This window comes from Paenibacillus sp. F411 (assembly GCF_017582705.1).
GTDB lineage: Bacteria > Bacillota > Bacilli > Paenibacillales > Paenibacillaceae > Paenibacillus_AQ > Paenibacillus_AQ algicola.
The window spans coordinates 69,283-82,020 of record NZ_JAGFIP010000011.1 but is presented as its reverse complement, the minus strand read 5'-3'; the positions used below and the strand labels follow the sequence as shown (position 1 = coordinate 82,020).

General features: G+C 53.3%; 6 protein-coding genes. 5 read left to right on the top strand and 1 reads right to left on the bottom strand.

Going from position 1 to position 12,738, the window contains the following annotated elements; all coding sequences use genetic code 11:
- Window positions 1-13: 13 nt before the first annotated feature.
- Window positions 14-1,825 carry a hypothetical protein gene (locus tag JJQ72_RS12640; RefSeq protein ID WP_208203906.1) on the top strand — a complete coding sequence of 604 codons (1,812 nt, stop codon included), beginning with the start codon at window positions 14-16 and terminating at the stop codon, window positions 1,823-1,825.
- 251 nt (window positions 1,826-2,076) lie between these two features.
- Here the strand turns inward: JJQ72_RS12640 and JJQ72_RS12635 are convergent, their stop codons facing one another.
- Window positions 2,077-6,552 carry a collagen-binding domain-containing protein gene (locus tag JJQ72_RS12635; protein ID WP_208203905.1) on the bottom strand — a complete coding sequence of 1,492 codons (4,476 nt, stop codon included), beginning with the start codon at window positions 6,550-6,552 and terminating at the stop codon, window positions 2,077-2,079.
- Between the two features lie 312 nt (window positions 6,553-6,864).
- Between JJQ72_RS12635 and JJQ72_RS12630 the strand changes: the two genes are divergently transcribed.
- The 4 genes from JJQ72_RS12630 to JJQ72_RS12615 all read left to right on the top strand — a co-directional run bounded on the left by JJQ72_RS12630 (window position 6,865) and on the right by JJQ72_RS12615 (window position 11,569).
- A complete protein-coding gene (locus JJQ72_RS12630; protein ID WP_208203904.1) occupies window positions 6,865-8,529 on the top strand; it encodes a GspE/PulE family protein in 1,665 nt (554 codons plus the stop codon).
- A 14-nt stretch (window positions 8,530-8,543) separates the two neighbouring features.
- Window positions 8,544-9,602, top strand: a complete 1,059-nt coding sequence (locus tag JJQ72_RS12625) for a type IV pilus twitching motility protein PilT (protein ID WP_208203903.1) — start codon at window positions 8,544-8,546, stop codon at window positions 9,600-9,602.
- The gene (locus tag JJQ72_RS12620; protein WP_138227229.1) at window positions 9,602-10,807 is read left to right on the top strand and encodes a type II secretion system F family protein; all 1,206 of its coding nucleotides are present in this window, start codon (window positions 9,602-9,604) and stop codon (window positions 10,805-10,807) included. Before JJQ72_RS12625 ends, JJQ72_RS12620 begins: the two co-directional genes overlap by 1 nt.
- 294 nt (window positions 10,808-11,101) lie before the next feature.
- Complete coding sequence (locus JJQ72_RS12615; protein ID WP_208203902.1) at window positions 11,102-11,569, top strand: type II secretion system protein; 468 nt, start codon at window positions 11,102-11,104, stop codon at window positions 11,567-11,569.
- Window positions 11,570-12,738: the final 1,169 nt, after the last annotated feature.

The following is a 12,738-nucleotide window of genomic DNA, read 5'->3' as shown; positions in this document are numbered from 1 at the left end:
AGGCCTTGGACATATGTCGGATCCCAAGAAGAAGCCGCTGCTCCGAAACGCAGACATGAGCCGGACAAAGATACCGCAGCAGGGTGATTTGTGCAGCCTGCACAGGGAGATCAAGCTCGCTGATGAGCGCGGCTCGGCTCTGGTGCTGGTCATGTTCATTGCACTGCTGTTCACGCTTCTGGGCGTCACGGTGCTCAGTGCGACCGTTGGGGGTGCCCAGCGGACCGAGACGCGCAAGAATGAGGTTCAGAGCCTCCATCTGGCAGAGAAAACCTTAGAAGAAACGATTGCTTACATGACGGCAGAGCTGGAGGGCATCGTTAAGAACAGTATTAACGAAGCTAAGGGAGATCTGGAGCAGGATATTGATACCTATCTTCAAACCCTGCGGCAGGGCACAGAGCAGCTTCCGGCCAGCACGGAGCTGACTCGTGCCGACGGGCGGATTCTGGATATTTCCTATGAACGGGTCTCTGCGGCGGGTCAGCCGTCCAGCTATGTCGTAAATCTGACGGCAGAGGCGATGGTGAACGGCGTCAAGCGGGAGCTGGTGCAGGAGATCACGTTCGATACTTATCCGGATTTCCTGAAATATACGCTGGGCTCGGAAGGCAATGTTATTCTGAATGGCTCACCGCAGATCCGGGGCAATATTTATGCAGGTAAAGGCCTGTACATTAATGATCAGGCAGAGTATTTGTATCAGTCGTCGCAGTTAAAGAGAATGGCGTCTTCTCCCTTTGAGCTGCAGGGTGAGGCCCATGTTCAATCTCTGGATGGGATGGAATATACCCGCAACGGCCGGACATGGACAGCGGCGGAGCTGGACCGGGAAGGGGTTACCTGGACTGGTGTCATTCCTCTGGATCAGATCCTGATCAAGAATCAGCGGAAGTTCGTACAAATCAATGTTCGGGAATCCTTTATTGATAAAGTGGTGGAGTCGATCGGGGCTCCAGCCGGCGGCGACATTCTCCGGCAAAATGTCCGTGGTCGCCTGAATGGAGGCCTGACAGAGCTGCTTAAGCAGCAGCCGGCATTTTATGATGCCCCGGAGCAGCTTCCGCTTAAGCCGGAAGTGCCGGAGTATCCGGAAGGGTCAGACCCGGACGCCGAAGGACTGAGTGAGGAAGAGGCTCAGCGTATGAGAGAGAGTATAGAGCAATGGAGTACGTACCGGGAGGGCATCCAGCGCTTTACCCGACCAGCGCGTTCACTGGTGTATGAGGGCGATGTGGTCTTCGACGGTGTCGAGCTCACGGGCATTGAAGCCGGAGGTGCAAATGCCTGGTATGTCGTGGACGGCAATGTTAAGATCGATAACTTCAGCGATCAGCCGCTGCGGATTGCTGCCAACATGCTCATTACAGGCAGGTTAGAAATACGCGGCAATGTGGAGCTGGATTCTACCATTTTTGTACTGGGAGCGGCGCAGAACGAGACATCCACCTTGGTGGAAGACGCGTCCATCAGCGGGCTGGGTGTGATTATGTCCGAGGGACCGATCCTTGTGAACCGTCATGACGCGTTTCAGGATACAGTTCGTCCGTTGAACGCGTTCTTCTATACAGATGCTTCGGCGGAGCTGTACGGAGTGGGCTCGATCTTTTCGCTCAAGGGCGGGTTTTTCGCGAAGGGCGACCTCACGGTAAACGCGATCCGGGGACGTGCTACGGCGGGCAGCGGAGATATTGACGTGGATCTATCCAGCGAACTGATCCGCTTCCAGGCCGAGTATGACAGTGAGGTTTATCTGAAGCAAGCCGATGGCCTGCCGCGAGTCAACCAGATTAGCGTAAAGGCAGGTAACTTGAGACTGAAGTAAAGAATAGGTCCGGCTATGCAATCAGGAATGAGATAACAGAAATCGATGCCCCGGGATGCTGGGGCATCGCTTTTTTTTCTGTCAGGTTCCCGGCAGCTTCTCATGGTCATCACAAGCTCAGGCATTCGCAGCGTAATGCTCGCAGCCTGTCCCAAGCATGAAAAGGGCCTTGCCCAGGGTTCATTAAGAATCCTGGGCAAGGCCCTTTGGCTTATGCAGTATGACACGCTGCGATCAGCGCTAGTTACTGCCTAGTAACGATCGCCGCTGACGGTTCCGTTAACCTTTACGGTTCCCGTTGCGGTGAGCGTTCTGCCTTCAAAAGAGTAGGTTACTGTAATCTTGGCGACGCCCTTCTTCTTGCCGGAGACCATACCGTTAGAAGCATCAACGGTGGCCACATCCGGATTGTCACTTTCCCAGCGTAGATAGCCCTGCAGGAGCGTTCTCGGGAAGTCAGCCGGACGAGTACGTAGGTTGCTGTCATACATATTTAGCGTCCCGCCTTGATTCAGGACAGCATCCGTCAAATACAGACCTTCCAGCACCGGTACGATCTTCAGCTGATGAAGTGCGGTCAGATTATCCTGATCCCAGCCGGTGGAAGCTCGAATGGTAATGGCTTCATTCGGTCTGAGGCCTGTGACGGTGACTGTTGAGCCATCTGCGGAAGGCGTCAGTTTGGCGTAGCTGCCGCCGTCACCTTCCAATGTCCACTGGAAGCCGGTCTCGTCGGCGTCATATGGTTCTGTCAGCAGGACGAGGGTAGCCTCAGCACCTACCGGAATACTGGCTGGACCGTTAATATAAATGGCATCCAGGCGCTGTTGAATGGTAACCGTATGCTCGGCCGTCGCCGCTCCCTGCGGGAACCGGTTCGTCAGCACTGTAACCATGATCGTGACCTCGCCCTTTCGGAGAGGGACTACCTCAACCAGGCTTGGATCCTGCGGGTTCGTGACCAGCCGGACCATATCAGACAGGTTCTGCCCGTTCACCGGCTTTACACTCCAGACATAGCCGGTTACCGTCTCATTGGCGGTAACATAGGTTGCTTCCAGCGGGAAGGTCTCCCGGGTAAATGCCGTGTCTGGGCCGGAAATGCTGAGATCGCGGTTAATTACGCGAATCTCTACCGCCTTCCGGATGCCGCTTCCGTCAGTGGCTGCCGCTGTAACTCTTGCGGTGCCTGCCTTCAGGCCGGTCACCAGACCCTCGCTGTTCACAGTAACAATGTCCGTGCGGTTGGAGGACCAGGTCAGCTGCTTCTGGTCGGCATCCTCCGGCAGTACTACCGGCGTCAGCTTATGCTCTGTACCGCTCAGGATGGTTGTACCCTCCATCTGAATCGCGGTCACCTTCACGACAGCCCGGAAGATCAGCTCCGGGAACACCGTGGATACTCTTGGCCGCGGAGCAGCCGGGTCCTCCTTCGGAGGATTCGACGGGCTGGCGCCAGGGTCGGACAGTACGCCTTCAAACGGCCGAAGATGAATATGGTGTCCGCTTCCGTCGGTCATAGACCGGACAACGACTGTGCCAAATACATTCCCATGCAGCTTGTAATCTGCAAGCGGAGCCAGAATCGAGCCTTTGACACTGATTGAAGAAGTATTCAGCGATACGGCGTCCGGGAAATGGAACAGAACATGTCCTTCGCCCACGCCTTTAAGCTCCAGGCCCCCGCTCATCTTCGCGGAGGTGCCCGTGACATTGATTAAGACCGTAGAGCCGGCAGGCGCGTCGATCACCAGGTTATGGGAGCGCTCCAGCTCCTGTGCCGTCAGGGTGAAAACATTCAAATCACTCCGGGTTCCTGTAAGGTTGATACTACAGGTCGGGTTGTTCCAGCATTGAATGACCGGCGCTGCCGTAGGTGTTAGAGCCGCTGCTGCTTGCGATATACGCTGTACAGCTTGTGTAGCTGCTTCAAAATCCACAGGCTGGTCCTGAACCAGCTTCGGCTTTAAATACTCCGGAACCGTGGCGGTACCGCCATAAGCTCCTTTACCATTATGAATCGTGCCCCCGTTCAGCGTCATATTCCCGCCGGCAATGAGGGTATAACGATTGGCAGAATTATTGCCCAGCTGATCCCCTACGGAGAAATTGTTCAGGTTCATATCGCCGCCAGCGGCAATCCGGCCTTCATTCGAAAATCCGGAGCTTGTAATCCATACATTCTCCAGCGCGAACACGGTATAATCCTTACCAATGCCTAGCGCTGATCGCGGAGCGGGGTCCTCCTCAAAGGGCTGAGGAGCCTCTTCCGGCTGCTCCTTCAGAGAATCTGGAAGATGAATGTCCTCGTAATCAATCCGCGAATTGTTGAGCAGATAAATGCCTTTGACGGTCGGGCGCATGCTCAGGTCAAACACAATCTGCTGCCGTTCCAGAGGCTCATACGATTTCACTCCATTGCTTTCCTTCAGCTCATATACAATGTCACCGAGCGCATACTTCACCGTGTATCCGGCAGACAGGCTTCCGCTGGACTCTGCACCTGCCGGAAGCTGAATGATGTCCAGACCTGGCGGGAACTGCTCTTCGTATCGGATGTCAGAGATGATGAGCTGCTGCTTGCCCTGCTCGTTAAGCTCAATGTCCATGTAAGGAATCGGCTTAGGCGTAATGGTATATGTGATGCCGACTTCTTCACCCCGGCGGACCTCATTGTTGATCACATTGGAGGAGAGGGTGCGTGACGTTTCCAGATTGATGCTGACCTTCTCGATCTGCACCTCAATGATCTTGGTCGTCATGGCGCCCTGCTTGTCCCATGCGGAGATTTCAATCTCCAGCTTGCCGCCCTCTGGCAGTGGATTCTTGATGCTGTGAGTGAAGGTCTTGCCTGACTGAATTTGCTGATTATCTACCTTCAGCGAGTCCAGCGGCTGGCCATTGCCTTTAAAAGTAATGGCTGTAGTCAGGTCCTTGTCCTTCCAGTCCCAGTCATCCACGGTGTAGCTAATGACAAGATCCTGCAAGTATGACGGCTTGGTGCTCTGGTGCTCCGGCGTCAGCACTGTAATCTCAGGGGCATGGTTGGAACCGGTAAAGGCCCGGTACATCGTATTGACGAACAGCCGCTGCTCCCAGTCCGGGAAGGTCTGCACGTGACCGGTACCGGAGTAAGTGACATTGCCCTTGGAATAGGTGTAGTAATGGTTCCAGCTGTCGTTCACGTCCCGCTGGCTTCCTGAAATGTTATACCACGGAATGACGCTCTCATCATTCAGGTCCAAAGTGAAGTACTGGTTGTGCGTCGTAGCAATTTCCAGCACCTTTTTGCCGCCGGAGGAATCACTCAGGTCAAAAGGATACTGCGTCAGCAGTCCTTCGTTGACCGGCACAACGACTTTGGACGTGTTGGGTGCGCTAAGACCGAGATTCGTTTCGGGCTCGATCTGTCCGGTGATCGCTTGAAAACGGTTCGTCCACTCACTTTGCGTCTTGCTGCGGTAGATCGTATCATGCGTAAACATCGCACTCTGCTTCGTCTTCGTAATAAACTCCTCAACGCCCTGTGCCGCTTCCGCGCTGATCGGGGCGACCGTGTTATACACATCGGCAAAGCCGAAAATCAGCATGTCATATGTTCCGTTCAGGCCATAGCTGCCGTTCTCCTTGCGCTTGTTCTTCACATAATCGTTGAACTGGTTGATACTCTTAACCTCAACGTTCAGCTCATAGTCTGTGCCGGACAGGTAGCTTTGCTTCATCACGGCTGATTTCTTGAGGCTGCTCTTGTCGGTATTCGGCATGACCTGCAAAATGCTAACGACCGTCTTTTTGCCGCGATACCGGATCGTGCCGGTCTCATAATCCTTCAGCTGATTCGGATTGAGCCGATCGACGATTTCCAGCTTCCAATACAGCAGTCCGGAGTAGGTCTTCGGCAGCTTGTACCGGATTTCGCCTCCCGTGCCCTGGGTTAGGCTCGTGGTAGCGACAATCTGCTCCTTGTCCATCTTGGTCGATTTATCCACCGTCATGTAGAGATTGGCCGTAACCGGTCTGGTTTTGAAATCGCTGATGTTCGGGGCCTGGATCTGAAATACCAGCTCATCGCCGGTGTTGTACACATGGGCTGGATTGACTTCGTAATCGATCAGACTGCCCTTGTTGGCTAATGCCAGCTGTGGGCGCTGCTTCATCCCCGCAATATAGGGGGAGTTGCCGGTCTTAAGTTCTGCAGCAAAGTCGGTGAGCTGCGTGCTGTTCAGAAACACGACATTCGGCTTCGGGCTCTCGCTGCGGTAGGTATTGAAATACTGATACAGGTTTCCGCGCTCATTCACCTTTTGTCTGTCGAACGGATCGGTAGAGAAGAAGACATACAGTCCCTTCTGGATGTACAAGTCTACGATCTGCTGCGCCTTCAGTGGCGTGATGTCATTCATCACCGTCGTCGTGTTGTGGTTCCTACCGTTGACCGGGAGGGTGCTGTAGAGGCCTTTACCGATGTAAATAGCATCGTACTTGCCATCGAGATCCTCACGGAGAGACACAAATCGCTTCATGCTCATCGTATCGACCTGGATACTTCCGTTCTTGTTCAGTTTTAGGTCTGAGGTCCCAGTATCTGTGATTTCCAGCAGAGAAATCGTGTAGCCGTCACTGTTGGCATTGGCTTTGCTGGTAAAGTCCCGAATCAGCACCATGACCAGCAATGCGAGAATGAACAGACCGGCTGCGTAAAATCCTTGTTTGACGGTGAGTCTCATGCTCTGGATCGCCCCTTAAATGAATAAAATAAATAGGTATGTCAGACTATGAAAATATGAAAAATCTTACATGGATGCACTAACATATCATTGTAAAATATACCAAGGTGTGATATATATCATTTTAGGTCAAAACACATATGTATTCAATACGAAAACGTGAAATATTTGCCAGTCTTAATAACTAGATTCATTAGATCTTCTAAATAATGTGAAACCTGGTTTAGGGCTGGCGAAGCAAGAGCATTTTGTCGATCAAACGTAGATTCCAAAGACAGAAATTCCGGATCAAACCTGGGATGGAGTGATAAGATGGCCATTGTAAAAAAACGGCTCGGTGACCTGCTGGTGGAGAACGGCGTCATTTCCGAGGAACAGCTGCAGGAAGCGCTTCTGGAGCAACGCCAGAGCAAGAAGCGGCTCGGTGACCTGCTGATCACTCAAGGATACATCACAGAGCAGCAGCTGATTGAGGTGCTGGAATTCCAGCTGGGCATTCCCCACGTGAACCTTTTTAAATTCAATATTGACTCGCATATTACGCAAATTATTCCCGAGAGTCTGGCCAAGCGCCATCAGGTGCTTCCTTTTGCAAAAGAAGGCGGCAAGCTAATGGTGGCGATGGCAGACCCGCTTGATTATTTTGCCATTGAGGATTTGCGGATGACGACCGGCTTCCGGATCGAGCCTGCAATTTCTTCCCGGGATGAGCTGCAGCGCGCGATTGCAAGGCATTACGGCCTGAGAGATTCCATGAGCCAGATGATGGTTGAGATGCCAAGTGAGGATGAGTTCGAGGAGACCGAGATTACGGATGAGACCTCCCCGATCGTCCGGCTGGTCAATCAGATGATTCAGCAGGCTGTGCAGCTTCGCGCTTCCGATATTCATGTTGATCCCGGCGAGAACAATCTTTCCATCCGCTATCGTATTGACGGCACGCTGAAGACGGAGCGGATGATTCCGAAGCAGATGCAGGGCTTTATCACAGCCAGACTGAAGATTATGGCGCGACTGAACATTGCCGAGCGGCGGCTTCCGCAGGATGGACGGATCAAAATGCAGTTCGATTACCGCATGATTGATATCCGCGTGTCCACCCTGCCGACCATGCACGGGGAGAAAATCGTACTCCGGCTGCTGGATCTGACGACCGGCGTACAGCCGCTGGAGCGTCTGGGCTTTAGTGAGCACAATCTGAAGGCGTTCCGCAGCATGATCGAACGGCCATATGGTATTTTGCTCATTACAGGACCGACGGGAAGCGGCAAGACGACAACGCTGTATTCAGCCTTGCACCATCTGAATGACGAAGATGTGAATATTATTACGGTAGAGGATCCGGTGGAATATCAGCTGGAAGGCATCAATCAGGTCCATGTGAGTCCTGGCATCGGGCTGACCTTTGCGGCCGGCCTGCGCTCGATTCTCCGGCAGGATCCCAATATTGTCATGGTAGGGGAGATTCGGGACAGCGAAACCGCGGAAATGGCCGTACGTGCTTCATTGACCGGCCACCTTGTGCTATCGACACTACATACGAATGATGCGATCAGCACCGTTGTGCGGCTGCGGGATATGGGAATTGAGCCTTTTCTGATCGCTTCCTCCCTGCTAGGAGTTGTGGCCCAGCGTCTCGTCCGCAAAATTTGTACCGAGTGCAAGACCAGCTACTCCCCGCCGGAGCAGGAGCTGATCCTGTTAAAACGATATGGTGTTCATGTCGATACATTATATAGAGGAAACGGCTGCGGCTATTGCAACAATACCGGCTACCGGGGCCGGATTGCGATTCATGAGATTATGTCTGTCGATGACCGGCTTGCCGAGCTGATCGCCAGCTCCGCGACGATTGAGGAGATGCGTCAGGCGGCCCGCGCCAACGGACTGGTTCACTTAATGAAGGATGGCATCATGAAGGTGGCGGATGGAATCACCACGATGCAGGAGGTCATGCGGGAATCCGTTTCACACTAGCTGGGGAGGCGCTTATGGAAGAAATAACATCCACATTCCGGAACATACGCCTGCTGCTGGAGCATACGTTCCAGGCGGGAGCCTCGGACCTTCATGTGTCTGTGCAGTCTCCGCCCATGCTGAGAGTGGACGGCGCGCTGCGGCCGATTGGCGGACCGCCGGTCGGCATTCAGGAAGCCGAGGATATGGCGCAGGAGCTGTTAGGAAGCGGCCGCTATGCCGAGTTTGATGACAGAGGCGATTATGATTTCGCGTATGCGCTGAATCCAGAGGTTCGCTTCCGGGTCAATATTTACCGCCAGCGGGGAAGGGTCAGCATTGCTGCCCGCGCAATTCCGGTAGAGGTTCCGACGCTCGGACAGCTGGGCTTGCCGTCCTTGCTGTCAACGCTCGCCGGCCGCCCTCAGGGTCTGGTCCTGGTAACGGGTCCAACGGGGAGCGGGAAGTCGTCCACCCTGGCAGCGATGATCCAGCAGCTGAACCAGAGTGAGCGCAAGCATATCGTTACGCTGGAGGACCCCATTGAATATCTTCACGGACATGGCAGCTGCCTGATTGATCAGCGGGAGATCGGAAGTGACACGCGCAGCTTCGCGACAGGTCTTCGGGCCGCGCTGCGGCAGGATCCCGATGTGATTCTGGTCGGTGAAATGCGCGATCCCGAAACCATTGCCGCGGCCGTCACGGCGGCTGAAACCGGACATCTTGTGCTGTCAACGCTGCATACGAGCGATGCGCCGGGTACGATCGAGCGGATTATTGATGTGTTTCCGGCGGAGCAGCAGAACCAGATTCGCTCCCAGCTGGCCTCGGTGCTGGCGGGAGTCATTAGTCAGCGGCTGTTTCCGAAAGCCGAGGGCCGGGGAAGAGTGTGTGCAACAGAGATTCTGATCAATACGCCGGCGGTGGCCAACCTGATTCGCAGTGATAAATGTCACCAGATTCGGAACACGATGCAGACCGGAAGGGCTCTGGGCATGCACACCCTGGACATGTCGATTCAAGATTACTTAAGAAGCGGGCAGATTCATCCTGCCGCTGCAAAAGCTTATCTCACGGAGGTGACCAGCTGATGCAGCAATTTGAGTATCAGGTCAAGACAGGTAACGGACGGATGCTGAAGGGCAAGCTGAGCGCAGCGGACAAGCCGTCTGCCATGGAGGAGCTGAGAAGACGGGGGCTGACGGTGTTTTCCCTGGTGGAGACCCGGCAAAGCATTCTCTCCATGGAGATTTACATCGGCAACCCCGTCAAAACCGTTCATTTTATTATTTATTGCCGTCAGTTTGCTACCCTGATCCGGGCCGGTGTATCCATCGTGGATGCTACCCGGATTCTGGCGGAGCAGACGGACAGCAAGCCGCTGCGAAAAGCGCTGATGGATGTCGGCACCAGCCTGCTTCGCGGCGTGGCCTTCTCCCAGGCGGTGCAGGAGCACCGGAAGGTATTTCCGGGGCTGTTTATCAGCATGATCCGGGCGGGAGAGGAATCCGGTGATCTGGAGGGAACGCTGGATCGGCTGGCGCTGTATTACGAGAAGCAGCATGCCACTACAGAGAAGATCAAGTCGGCGCTGACGTATCCCATTACGGTAGGTCTCATGGCGATTGCCGCCGTGGTGTATCTCCTGTGGGCCATCGTGCCGCAGTTTGTGACCATGTTCGAGTCGATGAATGCGGAGCTGCCGGCCGTAACCAAGGTCGTGCTGGCGCTGAGCGAAAGCATTCAGAACCGCTGGTATTACTGGATGCTGGGACTATTGCTGCTCATCGTGTTGTACCAGGTGTTTAAGCGGACTGAGCGCGGGGCGTACCTGCTTGATTACGCCAAGCTCAAAATGCCGATCTTCGGCAAGCTGAACCAAAAAGGCTCCATCGCGCAGTTTACCCGGACCTTTGCGTCGCTTTATGCCAGCTCGGTGCCGGTTCTGCAGTCTCTCTCCATCGTTGAGGAGGTTGCCGGAAACCGCGTCATCGGCGCAGCGATCCGCAGCGCGGGAGACTCCCTGCGCCAGGGCAAGCCGCTCTCCGAGCCGCTCAAAAAGGCCTGGGTATTCCCGCCGCTCGTCACCCAAATGATTGCGATCGGCGAAGAAACCGGAGCCCTCGACCAGATGCTCTCTAAAATCGCCGATTTCTACGAAATGGACGTCGAGAACACCGTCGACCGCCTGAAATCCCTACTGGAGCCGCTGCTCATCGCTTTTCTGGCCGGGATCGTCGGCCTCATCGTAGCAGCCATCATGCTCCCGATGTTCAGCATGTACGGTAATTTGTAGCGAAACAGGTGTGGCTACTCTGAGGCTGTGTAACCGGTAAGCGGTTGTGAAGGCGGGCTGTGTTGAGTTCTTATGAGAAGCAGCTACTAGACTCACATGTAAGGCATCTCGTACACAGCAGTGCGCATCTATCTGTGCTAGATATGCCTGCTCGGCCTCGCGCCCGTGTGAAGCATTAAAGCACAACACGGATTCCAGCGTTACCCTTGTTTTCGTTCACTAGCGTTTCACTAACCACGTATATCAGATTTATTTTCATGATATAAAACGAACCATTCTTAGGAGGAATGTAACATGTTAACCAAAGCACTCAAAGCAAGACAAGCTCGCCTGCAAGGCGAAAAAGGCTTCACCCTGATCGAGCTCCTCGCCGTTATCGTCATCCTGGGCATCATCGCCGTTATCGCCATTCCGCTCATCGGCAACATCATCGACAACTCCAAGGAAGACTCCGACGTAGCCACCGCGCGCCAGCTGTATGACGCAGCACGGTTGTATGTGATTGGTGAGAAGGCGGGGGATTTCGCAAACAACCTAGAAGTGTCTCTTGCTAATTTGAAGAGTGAAAATTATGTTGATGACAATATTGCTTTGCCTAGTACTAAAAAGCTTATTACCGATGCTAAAGTTACATTTGATGCTGATGGACAACTTCAAAGTGTCTCTATTACTCCTGCACCACAAGGAAGCGCTGCTGGAACATATACTGCCGATGAAGTGCTTCAAGTAGATTCTACAACTACAGCACCAGCTACTCCATAAATTAAAGATTTAGCAACCAAGTCCGACGAAGCTAATCCAAGCGAAGGTAGCCCTACCCCCACCCCCAACCTAATGGGGTGGGCGGCTTGCTGGGCACACCCAGCGGAGGGGGCGGAATCGCACTGGAGAAACGAAGTGTCCGCCTTTATCTTTGGATTTCACCATCTACAAGTTCTATCAGGAAATCCAAAGATAACAGCGGTCGTAAGAGCGATCCGCACACGGAGCGGCCACCAGCGGCGGAGGCCATCGGCACACGAAGCGGCACCAGCGGTCAAATACCATCGGCGCGAGGCAATCACCAGCGCCGCAGGCTCCAGCGACAGCAATCATCAACGACTAGCACTCTAGCTTAAGTTTTCAAGGTATGCCCTGAGCAGACATGTGCATGTCAGATTGCCATTGCCTCAGATCCTCAGCACAGATCAGCCGCCGCTTGCGCGCTAACGGTTGCCACAAGCGCTAAACCTTTCATATTTAGCTAGCATCTATTCTAACGGTTGCCACAAGAGTTATTTCAGACATTTCAGCAATAATCGGCGCTAATTCACAATATAAGTGTTGTCACAACCGTTAGAATTATCTTACCTGTCATTCGGCACAATTAGGCACTTTAGCAACCGTTAGAAGTAGTTAGAGTCCGATAATTTAGGCAGAAGTAAACAAAGGTAAGTTGAGGCAAGCAAAAGTAAGCAGAGGCAAGCGGAAGTTAGTAGAGGTAAGTAGAACTTAGTAGAAGTAAGCAAGAGTAGTAGAAGTAAACGAAAGTTTGTAGAAGTGTGTAAAGTAGGTAGAAGTATACAGAGTAAATAATAGTGTACATTGTTAGTAAAAGTACACAGTTCAAGCAAAGTAAGTAAAAATATCCACACAGATCAGGCAGCAATGAGTAGATATATGCAGATCAAGCAGTGGTATCTATATGAAGTAATAGTAAGCATAAGTAAGTAAGACCAAGTAGACTAAGTAAACGCAGGTAAAGTCCGTCAGAGGTAGACCGTCAGAAATATTCCGTCAGAGGTAGATAGATGAAGTAAAGGCAGATACAAGCCTGCTACCTCAAGCATCAAAGTCACGGTGTCTAGCTAGATGCTTGACTTGTCCCTGTCTGCCGAAGCTAATCCAAGCGAAGGCGGCCCTACCCCCACCCCCCAACCTAATGGGGTGGG